This is a genomic window from Bradyrhizobium canariense (assembly GCF_019402665.1).
Lineage (GTDB): Bacteria > Pseudomonadota > Alphaproteobacteria > Rhizobiales > Xanthobacteraceae > Bradyrhizobium > Bradyrhizobium canariense.
The window spans coordinates 67,808-88,702 of the sequence record NZ_VSST01000049.1 but is presented as its reverse complement, the minus strand read 5'-3'; the positions used below and the strand labels follow the sequence as shown (position 1 = coordinate 88,702).

Sequence of the window (20,895 nt, the reverse complement as noted above, 5' to 3'; positions counted from 1 at the left end):
ACAAGGGGGGAGGGAACGCAGTTGGGGTGGGGCGCGAGTTCGGGTTGATGCGACTGACATTTGCCACGCGCGAATCCTGCGGATGCAGCGCTGGCACGCCTTGCGGGGTCGGGGACATTAAGGTTATCGCGGCTTTAGGGCTTGGCGCATAGGCTTGGGACGTGGACCTGCCCGCGGCTGCGGGCGATACTAACCCTTTCTTAAGGCTGCCATTCCCGGCAGCCATGCGCACAAGCGGGACGCGAAGCCGGTCGGATGACGAGTTCGGATTTCCAGTTGCGAGGCGTGGGCGATCCCCGGCTGGCCGTGCACGCGACCTCGCCGCTGCCCGCCTGGCTCTGGTCGATCGACGGCACGCGCGTGCTCTGGGCCAATCCGGTCGGGGCAAGACTGTTCGGCGCGGCCAATGCCACGGCGCTGGCGGAGAAGATTTTCGGCCCCGCCGACAGCCACCGCCGCCAGATCGTCCGGCTGGCCGGCCGGCTGCCTCCGAGCGGGGCGATCCGGCTCGAACGGCTGCGCGGCTTCGGCGCGCGGCTCGGCACGCTGATGACCTGCGCCTGTGCCCGGCTGGACTTCGCCGATGGCGGCCGCGCTGTGCTCGTTACCGCGATGGATCCGATGCTGCGCTCGATGCCCCTGGTCGAACGGCTGCTTCGTCTCGTCGACGGCGCCAAGACGCCGATGGCGGCATTCGCGCCCGACGGCCTGTTCGTCGGCGCCAGCGAAACCGCCCGCACCCTGCTCGGCTTCCGCGATCTCGGCGAAGCCGGCCTCGAACAGGCGCGCAGCGATGCGCTTCGCCAGGGCCGCGCCGAGACGCCGATCGGCATCGGCCAGATGGTGCTGCAGCGGGTCGGCAGCGGGGCCGATGTCGGGCTGGTCGCGCTGATCGAGCCTGCCGTGCAGCAGGCCGCGGCGGCGACTGATGACGTTAAAGCCGAGACCGCTGAAGAGGTCGCGCGCGAAGACATCGTTCAGCCTGAGTCCGCGCCGCCCCCTGCTCCCGCCCCCGTGCCGGAGCATGTGCAGGCAGCGCCGTCGCACGAGGCGCCATCCGAAATCGCGCTGTTCGACGCCTTTGCCGAGCCGGTCGACGCGCCGGAAGCAACGATCGCGCACGATCCGCCCGCGCGCGAGCCTGCGACGGAGATCGTGACGATCCAGCAAGCCGTCGAGGACGCGGCGGAAGCCGCGCCAGAAACTCCGGTTGAAAACTCGGCCGAAGCCATGGTGTCGCCGCAGGACGCGCCGACCGTAACAGGCATGGTCGAGCCGCCGTCGGGCCACGAAGAGCCGCCCGCACCGCGTCAGCATCCGCTGCGCTTCCTCTGGAAGGTGGATGCAGAGGGCCGCTTTGCGCTTTTGTCCGACGAGTTCATCCACCTGATCGGTCCGCGCACGGCCGCCGGCTTTAACCGCCCCTGGCACGAGATCGCCGACGCCTTCGCGCTCGACCCTGAAAGCCGCGTGGCGCAGGCGCTTGCGAGCAAGGACACCTGGGCCGGGATCACCGTGAACTGGCCGGTCGATTGCGGCGAGCATCTGCCGGTCGAGCTTGCCGGACTTCCGGTTTATGACGGCGACCGCAATTTCGCGGGCTTCAGGGGATTTGGCGTCTGCCGCGATCTCGATGGCCTCAACCGGCTCGATGCGCTCAGGCGTTTTGAACTGCTGGCCGAACCGACGGCGCCGCAAAGCCTGTCCGCCGATATGGTCGAGCCGGAGCCCGAGCGAGAGCCAGAGGCGCCGCCTCCGCCGATCGAGCCGCCCGCACCTGAGCCTGAGCCTGAGCCTGAGCCTGAAGCTGAACTGCCCGAACCCGCAACCGACGCGAATTCACATCCAACCGATCCGGAAACCCCAGTGGAAACGCCTCCCAATGTCCTGCCGTTCCGCGCGCCCGGCGACACGCGATCGCCGACGCTGACGCCGGTCGAGAACAGTGCGTTCAACGAGCTTGCCCGGCAATTGTCCGAGCGCCTCGAACGCGACAAGGAAACCATCGCGGCATCGGCTGAACCGCCGGATGCCGAGATCACGCCCGAAGCGCCGACGCCGGAGCCCGAGCCCAAGTCTGAGACGCCGCACACGCCAGCCGAATGGCTGAGCGCGCCCGCGCCGCCGGCGCACGGCCACAGCCCGCGCGACCGCGCGCTGCTCGACCTGCTGCCATCAGGCATCCTGATCTACCGGCTCGACCGCCTGCTCTACGCCAACCCCGCGTTTCTCGCGCGCATGGGCTATGCCAGCCTGAGCGCCCTGGAGAACGCCGGCGGGCTGGATGCGCTCTATGTCGAGCCGGGCGTGTCGGCGGCCAGCAGCACATCGCAAGCAGGCACGCCTGTCACGATCAGCGCGACGCTCGCCAATGGCGAAGCGCCGCTGCCGACCACCGAAGCGCATCTGCACGCGATCGACTGGGACGGCGAGAGCGCGCACGCGCTGATCTGCGCGCTGCCGCAAGCAGCACCCGCTGCGCCCGTCGTTGCGGAGACCGTGATCGCAGAGACCATTGTCCCCGAGACCTTCCCGCCCGAGCCCGACGTCGGCGAGGCGGACGCGGAAGATCTCGCCGCGATCCTCGACACCACGGCCGAGGGCATCGTGATGTTCGATGCCGAAGGCAACATCCACGCCTGCAACCGCAGCGCCGAGGCGCTGTTCGGCTATGACGGCGAGACGCTGATGCAGCAGAATCTGGTGACGCTGTTCGCGCCGGAGAGCCAGCATGTCGTCATCGACTATCTGGAAAACCTCAAGAGCCAGGACATCGCGAGCCTGCTCGACCACGGCCGCGAGGTGCTGGGGCGCGAGAAGAAGGGCGGCGTCATTCCGCTCGCCATGATCATGGGCCGCACCCGGCCCGACGGCCCGAACTTCTTCGCCGTGTTCCGCGACCTCTCGCACAGCAAGCAGGGCGAGAGCGAGCTGACGCAGGCGCGACGCCTGGTCGACGGCGCGGCCAATGCCAAGGCCGACATGCTGGCGCGGATCAGCCACGAGATCCGCACACCGCTCAATGCCATCATCGGCTTCTCGGAGGTGATGATCTCGGAGCGCTTCGGCACGCTCGGCAACGAGCGCTACGGCGAGTACATGAAGGACATCCGCGCCTCCGGGGAGCGCGTGATCGCCATCATCGACGACCTGCTCGAGCTGTCGCGGATCGAGACCGGCAAGCTCGACCTCACCTTCGCCAACCTCAACCTCAACGATCTGGTCGAGGCCTGCGTGGTGGTGATGCAGCCGCAGGCCAATCGCGAGCGCATCATCATCCGCACCTCGCTCGGCCATGCGCTGCCGCAGGTGAGCGCGGATGCGCGCGCGATGCGGCAGATCACCATGAACTTGATCTCCAACTCGATCCGGCTCGCCAGCGCCGGCGGCCAGGTCATCGTCTCGACCGCCCTCACCGACCGCGGCGAGGTCGCACTTCGGATCCGCGACACCGGCCACGGCCTCAGCGAGCGCGAAGTCGCCGCCGCGATGGAGCCGTTCCGGACGCCACCGCCCGGCGACGCCGAGGACAATTCGGCGCTGAGCCTGTCGCTGACCAAGGCCCTGGTCGAAGCCAACCGCGCCCGGTTCAACATCAAGAGCGCGGCGAACTCCGGCTCGCTGATCGAGGTGGTGTTCGCACCGGCGCTGGCGCAGGCTTAACCTTCGCCACATCGTCGTCCCGGCGAAGGCCCGGGACGACCCGCGTTGAGAGAGCCCACAAGCACAAATCGCCCAAACAAAAAGGGCACGGCGCTTGCGGCGCCGTGCCCTTCGCATTCAATGAGTCTTCGCCTCAGCTGTAGATTTCGAACAGTCCGGCGCCGCCCTGGCCGCCGCCGATGCACATGGTCACGACGCCCCATTTGGCCTTGCGGCGCTTGCCTTCCTGAAGGATGTGGCCGGTGAGACGTGCGCCGGTCATGCCGAAGGGATGGCCGATCGCGATCGAGCCGCCGTTGACGTTGTACTTGGCGGGATCGATGCCGAGCTTGTCGCGCGAATAGAGACACTGGCTGGCGAAGGCTTCGTTGAGCTCCCACAGATCAATGTCGTCGATCTTCAGGCCATGACGCTTCAACAGCTTCGGCACGGCAAAGATCGGGCCGATGCCCATCTCGTCCGGCTCGCAACCCGCCGCCGCCCAGGCGACGAAGCGGCCCATGGGATTGAGGCCGCGCTTCTCCACGTCCTTGGCTTCCATCAGCACCACGGCCGCGGCGCCGTCCGACAGCTGGCTGGCGTTGCCCGCCGTGACGAACTTGCCGGGACCCCTGACGGGCTCGAGCTTGGCGAGACCTTCCAGCGTGGTCTCGGGCCGGTTGCACTCGTCGCGGTCGACGACGTAATCGACGATCGACTCCGCTTTGGTCGCCTTGTCGACCACTTTCATCTTGGTCTTCATCGGAACGATCTCGTCCTTGAACTTGCCCGCCTGCTGCGCGGCGGCCATGCGGCGCTGCGATTCCAGCGAATACTCGTCCTGATATTCACGGCTGAGATTGTAGCGCTCGGCGACGATGTCGGCGGTGTCGATCATCGCCATGAAGATCGCCGGCGCCGTCTTGAGCAGCTCGGGATCGATCGATTCCTTCGGCGTGCCGCCGCCCGGCATCGAGATGCTCTCGACGCCGCCTGCGACGATGCAGTCGGAACCGTCCGAGCGGATCGAGTTGGCGGCCATCGCAATGGTCTGGAGACCGGACGAGCAGAACCGGTTCACCGAGACGCCCCCGGTCGATTTCGGCATTCCTGCCAGCAGCGCGGCCTGGCGGCCGATGTTCGGCGCGCCATGGGCGCAATTGCCGAGATAGCAATCCTCGACATAGCCCTTCTCGACGCCGGCGCGATCGACCGCGTGGTGGATGGCGTGGGCCGCGAGCGACATCGGCGGGGTGATGTTGAACCCGCCGCGGCCGGATTTCGCGAGGCCCGTGCGTGCATAGGAAACGATGACGGCTTCACGCATTGTTTTCTCCCTTTTCGAACGATTTTGAACGGAGCGTCGGTCGACGTCTTCTCGGCGCCATTGGTACACAATGTCCGGCGGTCGCGGGAGAAATAAAAACGCCGCCCTCGCGAGAGGGCGGCGTTGTTCCGCGGGTCGGAATATGTCGGCGTATCAGAACGTCAGCGCCTTGACCTGCTTGACCTGCGGCAGCGCCTGCACCTTGGCGAGCAGATCGGCCGGCACCGCGCCGTCGACCTCGATCAGCGCGATGGCATCGGAGCCCGGCGCGACGCGGCCGAGATGGAAGGTCGCGATGTTGATCTTGGCATCGCCCAAGAGGCTTGCGAACTTGCCGATGAAGCCCGGCTTGTCCTCGTTGGTCACGTAGATCATCGACTTGCCAAATTCGGCGTCGACGCGGATGCCCTTGATGTCGACCAGGCGCGGCTTGCCGTCGGCATAGACGGTGCCCGAAACCGACCGCTCCTGCCGCTCGGTGGTGACCGTGACGGTGATCAGGCTTTCATAGTCGCTCTGGGCGGCGCGGACGATCTCGTCCACCACCATGCCGCGCTCCTTGGCGACGACGGGCGCGGAGACGACGTTGACCTCGCCCAGCATCGGCCGCAGCAGGCCGGACAGCACGGCGGACGTGATCGCCTTGATCTTCATCTCGGCGACGTGGCCCTCATAGGTGATCTCGACTTTGAGGATGCCGCTCTCGGTCAACTGGCCGGCGAACGAGCCGAGCTTTTCGGCGAGCGCGATGAAAGGCTTCAGCTTCGGGGCCTCTTCCGCCGTGATCGAGGGGAAGTTGACGGCATTCGAGATCGCGCCGGTGAGCAGGTAGTCCGACATCTGCTCGGCGACCTGAAGCGCGACGTTCTCCTGCGCTTCGGTGGTGGACGCGCCGAGATGCGGCGTGCAGATCACGTTGGGATGACCGAACAGCACGTTCGCGGTGGCGGGCTCCTCGACGAAGACGTCGAAGGCGGCACCTGCGATGTGCTTGGAATTCAAAGCGTCGACCACGGCCTGCTCGTCGACGAGGCCGCCGCGGGCGCAGTTGATCAGGCGCACGCCCTTCTTCATCTTGGCGATCGCGGATGCGTCGATGATGTTCTTGGTCTTCTCGGTCAGCGGGGTGTGCAGCGTGATGAAGTCGGCACGCTTCAAGAGATCGTCGAGCTCGACCTTCTCAACGCCGATGTCCCTGGCGCGTTCCGGCGACAGGAACGGATCGAACGCGATCACCTTCATGCGCAGGCCGAGCGCGCGGTCGGCGACGATCGAGCCGATGTTGCCGCAGCCGACGACGCCGAGCACCTTGCCGGTGATCTCGACGCCCATGAAGCGGTTCTTCTCCCATTTGCCGGCCTGGGTCGAAGCGTCCGCCTGCGGAATCTCGCGCGCCAGCGCCAGCATCAGGGTGATGGCGTGCTCGGCGGTCGTGATCGAATTGCCGAACGGCGTGTTCATCACGATGATGCCCTTGGCCGTGGCGGCGGGAATCTCGACGTTGTCGACGCCGATGCCGGCGCGGCCGATCACCTTGAGGTTGCTCGCCTTCTCGAGGATCTTCGCGGTCGCCTTGGTCGCCGAGCGGATCGCGAGGCCGTCGTAATTGCCGATGATCTCGGCGAGCTTGTCCTTGTCCTTGCCGAGGTTGGGCTGGAAGTCGACCTCGACACCGCGGTCTTTGAAGATCTGTACGGCGGCGGGAGAGAGCGCGTCGGAAATGAGAACTTTGGGTTTGGTCATGGGAATGTGTCCTCTGCCTTCCTCAAGGGAAGGGCCTTAGACCGGATTGGATGAATGTCTCGGAGCACTTCTCCCTCCCCCCGTTCTTACGGGGAGAAGCGAAGAAAGAAACCTACGCCGCCTTGGCGAGCGCGGCCTTGGTCTCGGCAAAAGCCCAGTCGATCCACTGGGTCAGCAGCGCGACATCGCTGGCCTCGACGGTGGCGCCGCACCAGATCCGCAGGCCGGCGGGCGCATCGCGGTAGTAGGCGAAGTCGTAGCCCGCGCCTTCCTTCTCGACCAGCGCCACCAGCTTCTTGGAGAAGTCGGCCTGCGCGTCCTCGGAGAGCGAGGTGATCGCGGGATCGGTGAACTTCAGGCACACCGAAGTGTTGGAGCGGATCGCGGCGTCCTTGGCGAGGAAGTCGATCCAGGGCGTCTTCGCCTTCCAGTCGGCGAGCACCTTGGTGTTGGCGTCGGCGCGCGCGATCAGCGCCTTCAGGCCGCCGATCGACTTGGCCCAGTTCAGCGCGTCGAGATAATCCTCGACGCAGAGCATCGACGGCGTGTTGATGGTCTCGCCGACGAAAATGCCTTCGTTGATCTTGCCGCCCTTGGTCATGCGGAAAATCTTCGGAAGCGGCCAGGCCGGCTTGTAGGTTTCGAGCCGCTCCACCGCGCGGGGCGACAGGATCAGCATGCCGTGCGCGGCTTCGCCGCCGAGCGCCTTCTGCCAGGAGAAGGTGACGACGTCGAGCTTGGCCCAGTCGAGGGGTTGTGCGAACGCGGCCGAGGTGGCGTCGCAAATGGTCAGGCCTTCGCGGGTCGCGCTGATCCAGTCGGCGTTCGGCACGCGCACGCCCGAGGTGGTGCCGTTCCAGGTGAAGACGACGTCGGACTTCGGATCGACCTTGGAGAGATCCGGGAGTTCACCGTAAGCCGCATTGAGCTTGGTGACGTCCTTGAGCTTCAATTCCTTGACGATGTCGCTGACCCAGCCCTCGCCGAAGGATTCCCAAGCGAGCGTGGTGACGGGCCGCGCACCCAGCATCGACCACAGTGCCATCTCGACCGCGCCGGTATCGGACGCCGGCACGATGCCGATGCGATAATCGGCGGGCACTTCGAGCACCTCGCGCGTCAAATCGATCGCGAGCTTGAGCTTGGTCTTGCCGACCTTCGCGCGATGCGAACGGCCGAGCGCTGCGTCCTTGAGGTTTTGGGCATTCCATCCGGGGCGCTTGGCGCAGGGGCCGGAGGAAAAATGCGGCACGTTCGGCCGCGAAGCGGGCTTCGCTACAGTCATCGTCTACCCTTCCAGATAGTAAGCCTCCCGTTGGGGGGAGGTGTCCCGCCGCGGCTGATACGGGAATCGGGAAGACCAGTCAAGGAAGTTCCGGGACCTCACGCGCGAATGATGGCGCCTCCGGTGCGATTTTAGGGGATTCGACCACGGCCAGCGCGTTCAACAAGTCGGTGGCATCGTTGATCAATTGCGCGGCGCGGCGGCGGCTGCCGACTTTCAAAATGCATTTGTCGTTGGCCTGCACGACGTAGTCGTTGCCGACCTTGATCATCGAATAGCTTGTCATCGAAATCCCCGAACCGATCGAGCCCGGTTTCGACGTCCCGTAGCACCGTTCGTTCCCTAGCCAACGTGAACGCCGTAGCGGTGGTTTATCAGCTCTTAATATGAACGTATGCGCGATCCGATTTCGCTGATCGCGCAACGCTCATTGTCGTACTGCGTCAAAAGCGGACAGTCATGCCGACGTGACTCGCCGTGAACCCAAGCCGCTTGTAGAAGCGCTGCGCATCTGTTCGCGTCTGATGCGTCAGCAGCTCGACCAGATTGCAACCGCGCGCTTTCGCTTCCGTCACCGCCCATTGCACCAATTGCTCGCCGATGCCGCGGCTACGGCAATCGGAAGCGACGCGGACGTCTTCGAGCAGACCGCGCAAGCCGCCTTGCGAGCTGAGACCCGGCAGGATCGCGAGCTGCAGGCAGCCGACCACCCTGCCCTCGCTCTCGGCGACCACGAGCTGGATATTTTGATCGCGCTCGACCCGCGCGAATGCCTCGTAATAGGATGCAGGCAACGGATCTTCCACGCGCTCGCGTGCGCTCCCGAGATGATCGTCGGCGAGCATCGCCACGATCGCAGCAACATCCTCACGGCGCGCGGGACGAATGGAAACGGATTCGGTGTTCATTGAGTTACTCCTGCCTCAGCGCGCCTAACGCACCTTGGGAAGCCCGAGAAAGGTCTCGGCTTCGCCGATCCAGCGGCGGATGGCGGCATAACGACCGAGATCGAAGCCGCCCTCATGCGCGACGCGCGTATAGGCAAGCAGCGAGACGTCGGCAAGCGAAACGTCATCACCGGCGAAGAAGCGGCTTGCCGCCAGATGCTGCTCCATGCGGTCGAGCGCCGCATAGCCGCGCTTGACCTTTTCGGGATCGAGCTCGGAGGCGTCCCTGCCGAGATAGACGAGCTGGAAGCGGCACACCGCGATATAGGGCTCGTGGCTGTATTGTTCCCAGAACAGCCATTCGTCCATCTTCGCGGCAGTGAAGGCATCGCGCGGAATGAGCGCACTGTCGCGCGCGAGATAGCGGATGATGGCATTGGATTGCGCCAGCGTGCCACCTTCGTCGAAGGCCACCGTCGGCACCTGGCCGGCGCCGTTCATCCTCAGGAATTGCGGCGTGCGGCTTTCGCCCTTGCGAGTGTCGATCTCGATCCACTGATAGGGCAGCGCGAGCTTATCGCAGACCCACTTCACCTTCAGACAATTGCCGGAATTGGTATCGCCGTAGATCTTCATCGCTACTGCCCCGTCTTCCGGCAACAGAGCATCAGGACGAGGCAAACCTGTCAACCGACGACACCGCAGTGCCTTCAGAACTTGTAGCCGAGGCCGGCGCGAACGGTGTTGATACTGGTGTCAACCGATGACGTGAAGCGAACGTATTCCCACTCCGCCCGCAGAAACAGGCCTGCACACAGCATCGCATCGACACCAATACCGGTGGAGTAGCCATAGATCAGGTGACTATAGAGACCATCTGTGGCGGACAGATTGACATTGATTGTTTGAAAGGGCGCCGACTGGTTGAACTGAGTCCCGGTGATCTCGGCAGTCTTGGTGATGTTGGCTTGCCCAAGTGCAATGCCTCCGAACAGATAAGGCAAGAAAGAGCCGACGGCGTAGCCGCCGCGAATGCGGAGCGTTCCCATATCGGAGATCGCTATCGAGCTCGTGCTTTTGTACGTGATGTCGTCCAGAAAACTCAGAGGATCGACAAAGGAGCGCCCCATGGTGCCGGTCGCCGAGCCGCCGAACTTGCCATGTATGTAATTGACCTCGACGCCGAGCACGACATCGTCCCATTGCCCGTTGTAACCGGCGAAGGCGCCATAGCCATGACCATGTGATGACACCTTGCCGCCGCCCACTGGCCAGCTCGATACCTGTCCGCCGGCTTCAATCGAAGTATTGGCAAGCAAGGCAGCCGCAACAGTTCTAGTAGAACCGGTGAAATTCATATCGGATGTCCCGTAGCTTCCCTGGGCGCCGATATAGCTTCCTTGCCAGTTGACGTTGGAGTTGCTCAAGCCGTCTGTGAAGCCGCCGCGCAGGATCGGCAGGTCAGAGAGATCAGCCGCGTGCGCCGCAGAGATCGTCCCCAACATCGCCGCCGCCAACAAAAGCCTACGCATCGAACGCTCCATCGAACTCGAACTTTCGCTCGTGATCATGGCTCGTTAACCTTAACCAATGGTTGCGTCGGAGCCTTTCGTCGCCGCCCGCCATGAAAAATACGCAAAGCAAAACGGCGCGGGATGATCCCGCGCCGTTAAGAAGTCCTAACCGATCAGGCTGACGATCAGCCCTTGGTGACGAGCGGCGGCATGTAGGCCGGCGGGCTGTCGAGATTCCAGCGCACGCCGAGCTTCAGGTCGTGCGAGGTGATGTCCTTGAACTTGAAGACGTTGCCCGTGGTTCCCCCGGTGTAGGTCGACAAAACACCGGTTTGCCCCTCACCCATATCGACATAGCTATAGGCAAGTTCGAGGACGAGGTTGGGATTGACCTTGTATGCGAGACCCGCGTGGGCAGCCCACGCCAAGTTCCACTTCGAACCGGTCGGTGCGCTCGAGAAGCTCGCGGTCGAGAACGCAAGATCGTTGATGCCGGTGTCGGTGAAGTTCGAGATGGAGACGCGTGCGCCGCCAACGCCCGCGCCGATGAACGGCGTGATGCACCACCAGGTGCCCAGGTCGACATACGCGTTCGCCAACACCAGCCATTCGGACTTGGATGCACTGTAATTGTCGATCCCGCTGTAGGGCACGCCGCCCGCGGTTCCGGTGAAACGATCCGTTCCCTTGAAATTCGAATTGCCGCGATACTGCCCGGTCACGTCCGCGCGGAACCAATTGTTGAACCGGTAACCCGCGCCGAGCCCAAAGATGCCGGCCGTGTCGAACGACGCCTGCTGATTGAACGAGGTGAGCTGCGAATAGGCGGACTCGCGACCGTAGTGGAGATCGCTTGTCTTCTGATTGCTGAAGCCGACATCGCCGCGCAGATACCAGCCACCGAAATCGGCGGGCGGAGCCGGGGGCGCGTACATCGGAGGGGGCGCCGCGATCGGCATGTCGGCGGCGAACGCCATCGATGAGATCAGGGTTGCCGCACCCGCGGCAAGGAGAGACTTAACGCTACGCATTGGCTTCGTCCTTTTGGCCGGTGAGGCAAATACGGCGCCTCACGTTCTGGAAACTCACGGCCCGGACGATGCCAGCAAATGTTTAAGCGCCACTTAACCCTAATTTTTAAGGTTGATTTTTTCTAACTGCACACGCGCGTGCGGCGCGAGCGTTGCAAAAATGCAGCGCAAATACGACGCCGTCGCCGCATTTCCTAACGATGTATGAAGCCGCGTTGCAGCAAGACAGGATATGTTAACGCGCGTGCCGCGGCAGCTTGGGCAGGAACACCGCAAGCAGGCCGATCGCCGGGAGGTAAGCGCAGACCTGGTAGACGAACGCGATCGAGGTGTGGTCGGCGAGCTTGCCGAGCACGGCGGCGCCCAAGCCGCCGATGCCGAAGGCGACACCGAAGAACACGCCGGAGATCATGCCGAAGCGATGCGGCACCAGCTCCTGCGCGAACACGATGATCGATGACGTCGTCGAGGAGATGATCAGGCCGATGATCACTGATAGCACCGCGCTCGCATAGAGCCCGGCATAGGGCAGCGCCAGCGTGAACGGCAGCGCCCCCAGGATCGAGATCCAGATCACGATCTTGCGGCCGAAGCGATCGCCCAGGGGACCACCGAGAAAAGCGCCGACCGCGTTCGCGGCGAGAAAAATGAAGAGATACATCTGCGCGGCTTGCGTCGACACGCCGAAGCGGTCGATCAGATAAAAGATGTAGTAGCTCGACAGGCTCGAGACGTAGAGCTGTTTCGAGAACAGCAGCGCGACCAGCACGAGGAGCGCAACGACGACGCGACGCGAGCTCGGCGCGTCGGGATGGGCTTGAGCGACCGCGGTCTTCTTCGCCTTGATCTGCGGTTCGTACCAGCGGCCGATGCGCCAGAGGATGAGGATCGCGAGGAAGGCGATCGAGGAGAACCAGGCGATGCTGCCCTGCCCGAACGGCACGACGATGAGCGCGGCGAGCACCGGTCCCATCGAGGTGCCAAAACTGCCGCCGAGCTGGAACACCGATTGCGCAAAACCGTAGCGGCCGCCGGAGGCGAGCCGCGCGATGCGTGCCGATTCCGGGTGAAACACCGCCGAGCCGAGGCCGACCAGCGCGGCGGCGACGAGGATGACGAGATATTGGTGGGCGGCACTGAGCAGCAACAGACCGAAGAAGGTCGAGGCCATGCCGATCGACAGCGAATAGGGCTGCGCCTTCTTGTCGGTGTAGTGGCCGACCACCGGCTGGAGCAGCGAGGCCGTGAACTGGAAGGCCAGCGTGATCATGCCGATCTGCGCGAAGTCGAGTGCGTAGGTGTCCTTCAGGATCGGATACACGGAAGCGATCAGCGACTGCATGGTGTCGTTGAGAAAGTGCGAGAAGCTGATGCCGGCAAGCACGACATAGGCCGGCCCTGCGGCCTTGGCGGCGGATGCCACGTCGCTGACGATGACGGGCTCGGTCAGCGTTTCCTCTGAGACGACGACTGGCTTGTTCAATGGAGCATCCCGGCCGGCGCGGCAGATTGCCGCGACAAGCTAGTTACGCTGCGCGCGGCGAGCGATCCACCGCCAATCGTCGATGGCTGGGATGCGCTTCGCTCTTCCCGCCTGAGGGAGTTCGTAGCCCGGATGGAGCGCAGCGCAATCCGGGGCCGTTCGCCTGTTGCACGATTCCCGGATTTCGCTGCGCTCCATCCGGGCTACGATCGTGCTTCGCGATGCGCCTTAAGCCGCGGCCTGCCCGAGTGCGGAAACGATGGTGTCGACGACGTCCTCGACCAGGATGCGATCCTCACCCTCGCCCATGACGCGGATCACCGGCTCGGTGCCGGAGGAGCGGATCAGCAGGCGGCCGTGGCCGTTGAGCCGCTGCTCGCCGTCGGAGATCGCCGATTTGACGTCGGAATTGTCGAGCGGCTTGCCGCCCTTGTGACGGACGTTCTTCAGGATCTGCGGCAGCGGATCGAAGCGGTGGCAGACTTCCGACACCGGCCGGCGCAGCTTCTGCACCACGGCAAGCACCTGCAATGCGGCCACGAAGCCGTCGCCGGTGGTGGCGTAGTCGGACAGGATGATGTGGCCGGACTGCTCGCCCCCGAGATTGTAGCCGCCGTTCAGCATCTGCTCGAGCACGTAGCGATCGCCGACCGGCGTGCGCACGAGATCGAGCCCCTGCGCATTGAGGAAGCGCTCGAGCCCGAGGTTCGACATCACGGTGGCGACGATGCCCGATCGCGACAGCCGGCCGTCTTCCTTCCAGCTCTGCGCGATCACCGCGAGCAGCTGGTCGCCATCGACGATGTGGCCGCGCTCGTCGACCAGGATGACGCGATCGGCGTCACCGTCGAGCGCGATGCCGATGTCGGCGCGCATCTCGCGCACCTTCTTCGACAGCGCTTCCGGCGAGGTGGAGCCGCATTCCTTGTTGATGTTGAAGCCGTCGGGCTCGACTCCGATCGCAATCACGTCGGCGCCCAGCTCCCACAGCGCTTCCGGTACCACCTTGTAGGCGGCGCCGTTGGCGCAATCGACCACGACGCGCAGGCCGTCGAGCGACAGATCGCGCGGCAGCGTGCGCTTGGCGAATTCGATGTAGCGATCATGCACGCCATCGATGCGGCGGGCGCGGCCGAGGCTGGCGCTCTGGGCAAGACGCTTGTCGATGGGCTCGTCGAGCAGCTGCTCGATCTGCTTCTCGACGTCGTCGGAGAGCTTGAAGCCCTGCGGGCCGAACAGCTTGATGCCGTTGTCCTCGAACAGGTTGTGCGACGCGGAGATCATCACGCCGAGATCGGCGCGCATCGACTTGGTCAGCATCGCGACCGCCGGTGTCGGCATCGGGCCGACCAGCAGCACATCCATGCCGACCGAGGTGAAGCCCGCAACCATGGCGTATTCGATCATGTAGCCGGACAAGCGGGTGTCCTTGCCGATCACGACCCTGTGGCGGTGGTCACCGCGCTGAAACGCCAGGCCTGCGGCTTGGCCGACCTTGAGCGCGAGCTCCGGCGTGATCAGCCCGTTGGCGCGGCCCCGGATCCCGTCCGTCCCGAAATATTTGCGGCTCATATCGTCCCCCACGCGACAACCAGGGATCCCAAGACAACCTGCGGGTGCCCTGGCGGGACCCGCATCCCTGATTTGCTGAGGTCTTATAAAGCCATCGCGGCTAACTTGGCTTCAAAAAATATGATGAATCATTACGGAACCGGACGTACCCCGGCCCCGATAACGCCTTGTTAACGTTATATTTCCGGTGAGGACGCCGGAACAGGGCGGAACCGCGCCTAGTCCGAGCGCTTCACATGGCCGTCCCCGCGGCTCGGCGCCGGCTGGGTGACATTGACGGGATCGGAGCCCGGAAAGGTCTCTTCCAGACCTTCTTCCAGCGCCTCCTCGAGATCATGCTTCTCCTTGATCTCCTCCGGCGTCGGTCCGGTGTGCGGCCTGGTCATGGCGCCCTCCTCCAAAAGATTTTCAAACGATTTGGCTGTGCATCCAACCATGCTAGATGACCCCTCGATCTTCCGATGCAAGAGTCTTCCAGTACAAGACTCTTGATAGAAGACGGGCCGGGGAAACGTTCATGAAGCACATCACCTGTATCGACGATCTTCGCACACTGCATCAGCGCCGCGTGCCGAAGGCGTTTTTCGATTATTGCGACCGCGGCTCCTACGCCGAGGAAACGCTGCGCGCCAACCGCGATGACATGCAGGCCATCAAGTTCCGCCAGCGCATCCTGGTCGACGTCTCCAAACGCGACACCGCGAGCACGATCCTCGGCGAGCCCTCGACCATGCCGCTGATACTGGCGCCGGTAGGCCTGCTCGGCATGCAGCATGGCGATGGCGAGATCCATGCCTGCCGCGCCGCGCAAGCCGCCGGTATCCCGTTCACGCAGTCGACGATGTCGATCTGCTCGATCGAAGACATCGCGGCCAGTGTCGAGAAGCCGTTCTGGTTCCAGCTCTACGTGATGAAGGACCGCGGCTTCATCAAGGAACTGATCCAGCGCGCGATCGCGGCGAAATGCTCCGCGCTGGTGCTGACAGTCGATCTCCAGGTCATCGGCCAGCGCCACGCCGACATCAAGAACGGCATGACGGTTCCGCCGGAATGGTCGCTCTCGAAGCTGATCGACTTTGCCACCAAGCCGACCTGGGTGTCGGGCGTGCTCCGGGGCAAGCGCCGCACCTTCGGTAACATCGCCGGACATGTGAAGAACACCGGGGATCTCAATCGCCTCGCCGAGTGGACGGCGTCGCAGTTCGACACGTCGTTGAACTGGAAGGACGTCGAGTGGGTCCGCAGCATCTGGCCGGGCAAGCTGATCATCAAGGGCATTCTGGACGTCGAGGACGCGGAGGAAGCCGCCAAGACCGGCGCGCAGGCTCTCGTCGTATCGAACCACGGCGGCCGTCAGCTCGACGGCGCGCCGTCATCGATCGAGGTGCTGCCCGAGATCGCCGAGGCGGTCGGTGACAGGATGGAGATCATGTTCGACGGCGGCATCCGCTCCGGTCAAGACGTGATGCGCGCGCTCGCGCTCGGCGCAAAGTCCTGCATGATCGGCCGCGCTTACGCCTATGGCCTGGGCGCCGGCGGCCAGGCCGGCGTCGCCAAGGCGATCGACATCATCCAGAAGGAGCTGCTCACCACCATGGGCCTGTGCGGCGTCAACAGGATTGACGAGATCGACGAACATATCATTGCGATGTGAACCGCAGCGGCAGTGCTGTAGGGTGGGTTAGCTCTGCGGCTGCGCGAAGCGCGGTCGCTGAGCGTAACCCACCAACTTCGGTCCGCATTTGCGGAAGCATGGTGGGTTACGGCTTCGCCTAACCCACCCTACAAATCTCCGCTTGGCGCGCTCCTCACATCGGCGGCGTCACCCCATCGCGGCCGACGTTGACGCGGTTGGCTTCCAGCGAACCATCGTCCTTCTTCACCGCGCCGAAAATGATCAGCTTGGCGCCGGGCTTGAGCTCGGATTTGTCGCTGGCGACGAAGGTGACGATCGGCGTGTCCGGAGGCACCACGACTTTCTTCTCGCCGTCCTTGTACTTGACCGTGATGTTCTGGCCGTCGGTGCCCTTCACCGTCTGCGCCACGGTGGCGTTGGTCATGGTCGAGTTGGCGCGCGCGTCCCAGGGACGAAAGCCTTCGGCCGCGCCGCGCTGGTTTTCGGGGAAGATGTGCACCGCGATCGCCTTCTGGGTGCCGTCGGGCTCCGGCAGGCCGGTGACGCCGATATAGGAGCCGTCCTTGATCTCCGACAACGACGTCTTCACCACCGCGAAGACGGCGACGTTGTCGGTCATGCGCACCTTCACGTCGCTGCCTTCGCGGGTCTTGATGCCGAGCGTGTTGCCGTCGACGCTCTCGATGGTGCCGCGGATGCGCACCGTCGGCGTCTGCTGCGCCAGGGCGGATGACGTGACGATGCAGGCCGCGAATGCGGCCATGCCAATGCGTGATATCCAGGTTCTCTTCGACATGTTGTTAGTCTCCATTTACATCGGCGGCGTCAGGCCGTCGCGGCCGACGCTGACGCGGTTGGTTTCGAACGAGCCGTCCGGCAGCTGCTTCATGAAGGCGATCACCTTGGCGCCGGCCTTCAGATCGGATTTGTCGCCGGGCACGAAGGTCACCACCGGCGTATTGTCGGCGACGAACACCTTCTTCTCGCCGTCCTTGTACTTGACCAGCAGCGTATGGCCGTCGTTGCCGACCACGCTCTCCGACACGGTCGCATTGGTCATGCTGGAGTTGGGCTTGAGGTCATAAGGTCGCGAGCCCTCGCCGGTGCCGCGCATGCTCTCAGGAAACACGTGGACCTCGACCGCGTTCGCGCCGCCGTCCGGTCCCGGCACGGTGGTGGCGCCGACGAAGGAGCCGGGCTTGATGTCGGCAAGTGAAATCTTGGTAATGCCCGACACGTTCACGTCGGAGGCGATGTGCAGCTTGACGTCCTCGCCGCTGCGCGCCTTGACCTGCATGGTGTCGCCATTGACGCTTTCGATCGTGCCGCGGATGCGCGTCGGCACCGGCGCCCTTTGCGCAAGTGCCGAGAGGGTCGAGACGGCCACCATCGCGACGGCAATGAGCGGACGTGTGAAAGTTGCACGTTGAACAGACATGACGGTCTCCGATTGTCCCTATTGTCCCCTTACGGACATAGAACTCCGGAGGTTACGCGCTATTCTCTCAAGTCTTTGTGAGATCGGCCTCGACCAGCGCACGCAGCTCGGCCGTGACCTGCGGCCGCTGGCCGAACCACAGCTCGAAGCCGCGGACCGCCTGATGCAGCAGCATGCCGAGCCCGTCGGCGGTCTTCAGCCCGCGCGCCTTTGCGGCCGCGAGCAGCGGCGTCGCCAGCGGGACATAGACGAGATCGGCGATCACGGCGCCATCCGGCAGGCGCGCCACGTCAAGGTCGAGTGAAGGCTGACCGTGCATGCCGAGCGAGGTCGTGTTCACGAGAAGTCTTGCACGCGACAGGATGTCATCGATCCCGTCCCAGGCAACAGGATGCACCTTCGGCCCGAACTCGCGTGCAATCATCTCGGCCCGGGCGATGGTGCGGTTGGCGAGATGCACGCGGCTGATGCCGCGTTCGAGCAACCCGAACACGATGGCGCGCGAGGAGCCGCCGGCGCCGAGCACCAGCGCCTCTTCGGCTGCGTCCCAGCCGGGCGCGCTGGCATCGAGATTGCCGATAAAGCCCTCGACGTCGGTGTTGGTCGAGCGCAGCTCGCCGTCCGCAAACCACAGCGTGTTGGCCGCACCGACAGCCCGCGCGCGGGCATCGGGCGTCGAGAGCTCAAGCACGCCCTCTTTGTGCGGGATGGTGACGTTGGCGCCGACGAAGCCGCGCAGCGACAGCCGCAGCACGAAGTCGCGCAAATTATCGGGTGGAACCGCCTCGATGACATAGCCGCCCTCGATCCCGAGCGTGCGCAGCCAGTAACGATGGATCAGCGGCGAGCGCGAATGCGCAGCCGGCCATCCGATCAGACAGGCTGCGGGAGCCTTGGTCACGGTCGTCCTCCCCTGGGTTCGTTTCGGAGGCGATCCATTTCGCGTCCCGCAAGCCCTGTCAAGCGCGCGGGCGTCTCGGGAGAGGCTCGGCGTCAGGTCGTGCCCGCCTCACCGGCCGCGGGGTGCGCCGCGCCGCCCTTGATGTCGGCGACCGCACGCGCGATGGTCTCGCGATAGCGGGCGCGTGGCGGCGTGACGCCATGGGTGAGCAGCGCGCGGCGAACCGTTGGCGATGCCCCCGTGATGAACAGCCGGATGCCCTGGCGGTGGGCCTTGGCGGCGACGCGGCCGAGCACGTTGGCCGCGGTCGAATCCAGGAACGGCACCGCGGCGAAATCGACCACGAATCCCTTGCGCTTGTCGGCGATGCCGTCGAGCACGCCGCCGATCGCCGAGGCTGCACCGAAAAAGAATGCGCCGGTGATGCGATAGACCAGCACGTCGCGATCGACCGCGAGGGCGGGGTCGTAGGGCACGCGCCCGCCATTATCGTCGTCGGGACGATCGGCGGCCACCAGCGGCGAACGTTCCTCGATGCCGGTCATTTCCGCCATGCGATGGATGAACAGGACCGCGCCAAGCGCGAAGCCGACCAAAATGCCTTCGGTCAGATCGCGGAAGATGGTGAGCAGGAAGGTTGCGAGCAGCACGACGGCATCGCCCCATGACGAGCGCAGGAGCGTCGCGAATTCGTGCTTCTCTGCCATGGTCCAGGCCACCACGACGAGCACGGCGGCGAGCGCGGCCAGCGGGATGTAGCTCGCGAGCGGCGCTGCGATCAGCATGAACAGCAGCAGGAAGACCGAATGCAGCATGCCCGCCAGCGGCCCCCGCGCGCCGGCGCGGATGTTGGTCGCGGTGCGCGCGATCAGCCCGGTGACGCAGATGCCGCCGAACAGCGCCGCGCCGACATTGGCGGCGCCTTGCGCCACCAGCTCGCAATTGGAGCGGTGACGGCGCCCGGTCATGCCGTCGGCCACCACCGCCGACAGCAGCGATTCGATGGCGGCGAGCAGCGCGAAGGAGATCGCATCCGGCAGCACGGCGGTCGCCTTCGCGAGCGAGAACGCAGGCAAGGCCGGCGAGGGCAGTTCGCGCGGAATGCCGCCGAAGCGCGAGCCGACGGTCTCGACCGGCAGCGACAGCACGGCACATGCGAGCGCCGCGAGCACGACCGCGATCAGGATACCCGGCCAGGACGGCAGCCAGCGTCGCAGGCCCGCGATAATGGCAATGCTGACGATCGCGACCGCGACGGCCGACGGATTGACGGTGTGCAGGCCCCCGGCGAGCGCGACCAGTTTCGGAACGAACTCGCTCGGCTCCTTCGCGAGGAGCGTGATCCCGCCGAGATCGCGCAGCTGGCTGGCGAAGATGATGACGGCGATGCCGGCCGTGAAGCCGACCGTCACAGGATACGGAATGAACTTGATATAAGTGCCGACCCGCAGGAAGCCCGCAGCGATCAGGAACAGGCCCGCCATCAGCGTGGCCAGGATCACGCCATCAACCCCGTGACGGTCGGCGGTCGCCGCAACCAGCACGATGAAGGCGCCGGCGGGACCGCCGATCTGGAATCGGCTGCCGCCGAGCAGTGAGGCAATGAAGCCGCCGACGACAGCGGTGTAGAGTCCGCGGTCCGGCGTCACGCCCGAGGCGATCGCGATGGCCATCGACAGCGGCAACGCGACGATCGCGACCGTGAGGCCCGCGAACACATCGGCGCGGAAATCCGATAGGCCATAGCCCTCGCGCCAGACGGTGACGAGCTTTGGCAGATAGAGTTCGGTAAAGGTCGGCCGACGAAGCTGGTGCAGCTTGCCTGCGTGTTCGCCTGTGATGCTCATTTCAGCAAAATGCTCCGCTGCCCACAACGCCCCGATGCATCGTGCGGCCGCGTATCGGGGCGCGACGGTGCGTTAGTCAAGACTGCTTCCGAGCATGATCATTGCGGGATCATGCTCCCACCCGACGCGGCGGCCCCGGCTCCTTGAGCCGAACGCCGCGTCCGCCGCCTTCGCTGCGCACCTGTTCGCCGATCAGCTCGACGCCGGCCCGATCAAAGGCTTCGACCACCTTCATCAAGGTCTCGACCACGCCGCGGACGTTGCCGGTGCTCGCCTCCATCCGCTGAATGGTCGGCAGCGAAACGCCTGCGAGCTCCGCCAAGGCCCTCTGGTCAATGCCGAGCAGCGCGCGCGCTGCCCGCATCTGGAACGACGTGATCACCTCGGCCTCACGTGTCAGCGTTTATAAGTGATATCTGAAGCATGTACAATGATGTAAAATACATCATTCAAGGCCGTGCGCAAGCACTTTATCGCTCCCGTCTGTCTCCACCGTCATTGCGAGCGCAGCGAAGCAATCCAGGCTGTCCCCGCGGAGGGATTCTGGATTGCTTCGCTGCGCTCGCAATGACGGGGTGGCGAGGCAGCC

The 20,895-nt window shown here is 64.6% G+C and carries 18 protein-coding genes; 2 read left to right on the top strand and 16 right to left on the bottom strand.

Going from position 1 to position 20,895, the window contains the following annotated elements; all coding sequences use genetic code 11:
* The first annotated feature begins 255 nt into the window (after positions 1-255).
* Positions 256-3,663 carry a PAS domain-containing protein gene (locus FXB41_RS25770; protein ID WP_219683690.1) on the top strand — a complete coding sequence of 1,136 codons (3,408 nt, stop codon included), beginning with the start codon at positions 256-258 and terminating at the stop codon, positions 3,661-3,663.
* A 133-nt stretch (positions 3,664-3,796) separates the two neighbouring features.
* Here the strand turns inward: FXB41_RS25770 and FXB41_RS25765 are convergent, their stop codons facing one another.
* The 11 genes from FXB41_RS25765 to FXB41_RS25715 form a co-directional block, all read right to left on the bottom strand.
* On the bottom strand, positions 3,797-4,969 hold the full coding sequence (locus FXB41_RS25765) for a thiolase family protein (protein ID WP_219683689.1): 1,173 nt from the start codon (positions 4,967-4,969) through the stop codon (positions 3,797-3,799).
* Between the two features lie 153 nt (positions 4,970-5,122).
* Positions 5,123-6,712: a phosphoglycerate dehydrogenase gene (gene serA / locus FXB41_RS25760; protein WP_219683688.1), complete on the bottom strand. Its 1,590-nt coding sequence runs from the start codon at positions 6,710-6,712 to the stop codon at positions 5,123-5,125.
* 112 nt (positions 6,713-6,824) lie between these two features.
* Positions 6,825-7,997 carry a phosphoserine transaminase gene (locus FXB41_RS25755; RefSeq protein WP_219683687.1) on the bottom strand — a complete coding sequence of 391 codons (1,173 nt, stop codon included), beginning with the start codon at positions 7,995-7,997 and terminating at the stop codon, positions 6,825-6,827.
* Between the two features lie 79 nt (positions 7,998-8,076).
* On the bottom strand, positions 8,077-8,268 hold the full coding sequence (locus FXB41_RS25750) for a hypothetical protein (protein WP_246649176.1): 192 nt from the start codon (positions 8,266-8,268) through the stop codon (positions 8,077-8,079).
* Between the two features lie 172 nt (positions 8,269-8,440).
* On the bottom strand, positions 8,441-8,905 hold the full coding sequence (locus tag FXB41_RS25745) for a GNAT family N-acetyltransferase (protein ID WP_219683684.1): 465 nt from the start codon (positions 8,903-8,905) through the stop codon (positions 8,441-8,443).
* Positions 8,906-8,929: 24 nt separating this feature from the next.
* Positions 8,930-9,520, bottom strand: coding sequence for a glutathione S-transferase family protein (locus FXB41_RS25740; RefSeq protein WP_219683683.1), 591 nt, complete (start codon positions 9,518-9,520; stop codon positions 8,930-8,932).
* Positions 9,521-9,594: 74 nt separating this feature from the next.
* Positions 9,595-10,416 (bottom strand): outer membrane protein, encoded by an 822-nt coding sequence (locus FXB41_RS25735; protein ID WP_007596719.1) that lies wholly within the window; start codon positions 10,414-10,416, stop codon positions 9,595-9,597.
* A gap of 167 nt (positions 10,417-10,583) precedes the next feature.
* Positions 10,584-11,429 (bottom strand): outer membrane protein, encoded by an 846-nt coding sequence (locus FXB41_RS25730; RefSeq protein ID WP_007596720.1) that lies wholly within the window; start codon positions 11,427-11,429, stop codon positions 10,584-10,586.
* Positions 11,430-11,664: 235 nt separating this feature from the next.
* Positions 11,665-12,912 (bottom strand): MFS transporter, encoded by a 1,248-nt coding sequence (locus FXB41_RS25725; RefSeq protein ID WP_007596721.1) that lies wholly within the window; start codon positions 12,910-12,912, stop codon positions 11,665-11,667.
* 228 nt (positions 12,913-13,140) lie between these two features.
* On the bottom strand, positions 13,141-14,484 hold the full coding sequence (gene glmM / locus FXB41_RS25720) for a phosphoglucosamine mutase (RefSeq protein WP_007596723.1): 1,344 nt from the start codon (positions 14,482-14,484) through the stop codon (positions 13,141-13,143).
* Between the two features lie 218 nt (positions 14,485-14,702).
* The gene (locus FXB41_RS25715) at positions 14,703-14,870 is read right to left on the bottom strand and encodes a hypothetical protein (RefSeq protein ID WP_007596725.1); all 168 of its coding nucleotides are present in this window, start codon (positions 14,868-14,870) and stop codon (positions 14,703-14,705) included.
* Positions 14,871-15,001: 131 nt separating this feature from the next.
* Here FXB41_RS25715 and FXB41_RS25710 point away from each other — a divergent pair, with 131 nt between their 5' ends.
* On the top strand, positions 15,002-16,138 hold the full coding sequence (locus tag FXB41_RS25710; protein WP_219683681.1) for an alpha-hydroxy acid oxidase: 1,137 nt from the start codon (positions 15,002-15,004) through the stop codon (positions 16,136-16,138).
* 154 nt (positions 16,139-16,292) lie between these two features.
* Here the strand turns inward: FXB41_RS25710 and FXB41_RS25705 are convergent, their stop codons facing one another.
* From FXB41_RS25705 to FXB41_RS25685, 5 genes are all read right to left on the bottom strand, one after another.
* Entirely contained in the window at positions 16,293-16,916 is a 624-nt protein-coding gene (locus tag FXB41_RS25705) for a single stranded DNA-binding domain-containing protein (protein ID WP_219683679.1), read from the bottom strand.
* A gap of 15 nt (positions 16,917-16,931) precedes the next feature.
* Positions 16,932-17,558 carry a hypothetical protein gene (locus tag FXB41_RS25700; protein ID WP_219683677.1) on the bottom strand — a complete coding sequence of 209 codons (627 nt, stop codon included), beginning with the start codon at positions 17,556-17,558 and terminating at the stop codon, positions 16,932-16,934.
* 67 nt (positions 17,559-17,625) lie between these two features.
* On the bottom strand, positions 17,626-18,459 hold the full coding sequence (locus FXB41_RS25695; RefSeq protein ID WP_219683675.1) for a shikimate dehydrogenase: 834 nt from the start codon (positions 18,457-18,459) through the stop codon (positions 17,626-17,628).
* 92 nt (positions 18,460-18,551) lie between these two features.
* A complete protein-coding gene (locus FXB41_RS25690) occupies positions 18,552-20,306 on the bottom strand; it encodes a SulP family inorganic anion transporter (protein WP_219683674.1) in 1,755 nt (584 codons plus the stop codon).
* Positions 20,307-20,415: 109 nt separating this feature from the next.
* Positions 20,416-20,688, bottom strand: a complete 273-nt coding sequence (locus FXB41_RS25685; protein WP_007596742.1) for a helix-turn-helix domain-containing protein — start codon at positions 20,686-20,688, stop codon at positions 20,416-20,418.
* Positions 20,689-20,895 lie beyond the last annotated feature (207 nt).

Excerpts from the sequence above, each read along its gene's own strand:
- FXB41_RS25705 (WP_219683679.1), bottom strand. The coding sequence starts at position 16,916 with ATGTCGAAGAGAACCTGGATATCACGCATTGGCATGGCCGCATTCGCG.
- FXB41_RS25740 (WP_219683683.1), bottom strand. The coding sequence starts at position 9,520 with ATGAAGATCTACGGCGATACCAATTCCGGCAATTGTCTGAAGGTGAAG.
- FXB41_RS25715 (WP_007596725.1), bottom strand. The coding sequence starts at position 14,870 with ATGACCAGGCCGCACACCGGACCGACGCCGGAGGAGATCAAGGAGAAG.
- FXB41_RS25755 (WP_219683687.1), bottom strand. The coding sequence starts at position 7,997 with ATGACTGTAGCGAAGCCCGCTTCGCGGCCGAACGTGCCGCATTTTTCC.
- FXB41_RS25700 (WP_219683677.1), bottom strand. The coding sequence starts at position 17,558 with ATGTCTGTTCAACGTGCAACTTTCACACGTCCGCTCATTGCCGTCGCG.
- FXB41_RS25690 (WP_219683674.1), bottom strand. The coding sequence starts at position 20,306 with ATGAGCATCACAGGCGAACACGCAGGCAAGCTGCACCAGCTTCGTCGG.
- serA (WP_219683688.1), bottom strand. The coding sequence starts at position 6,712 with ATGACCAAACCCAAAGTTCTCATTTCCGACGCGCTCTCTCCCGCCGCC.
- FXB41_RS25745 (WP_219683684.1), bottom strand. The coding sequence starts at position 8,905 with ATGAACACCGAATCCGTTTCCATTCGTCCCGCGCGCCGTGAGGATGTT.
- FXB41_RS25735 (WP_007596719.1), bottom strand. The coding sequence starts at position 10,416 with ATGCGTAGGCTTTTGTTGGCGGCGGCGATGTTGGGGACGATCTCTGCG.
- FXB41_RS25730 (WP_007596720.1), bottom strand. The coding sequence starts at position 11,429 with ATGCGTAGCGTTAAGTCTCTCCTTGCCGCGGGTGCGGCAACCCTGATC.
- glmM (WP_007596723.1), bottom strand. The coding sequence starts at position 14,484 with ATGAGCCGCAAATATTTCGGGACGGACGGGATCCGGGGCCGCGCCAAC.
- FXB41_RS25770 (WP_219683690.1), top strand. The coding sequence starts at position 256 with ATGACGAGTTCGGATTTCCAGTTGCGAGGCGTGGGCGATCCCCGGCTG.
- FXB41_RS25765 (WP_219683689.1), bottom strand. The coding sequence starts at position 4,969 with ATGCGTGAAGCCGTCATCGTTTCCTATGCACGCACGGGCCTCGCGAAA.
- FXB41_RS25710 (WP_219683681.1), top strand. The coding sequence starts at position 15,002 with ATGAAGCACATCACCTGTATCGACGATCTTCGCACACTGCATCAGCGC.
- FXB41_RS25750 (WP_246649176.1), bottom strand. The coding sequence starts at position 8,268 with ATGATCAAGGTCGGCAACGACTACGTCGTGCAGGCCAACGACAAATGC.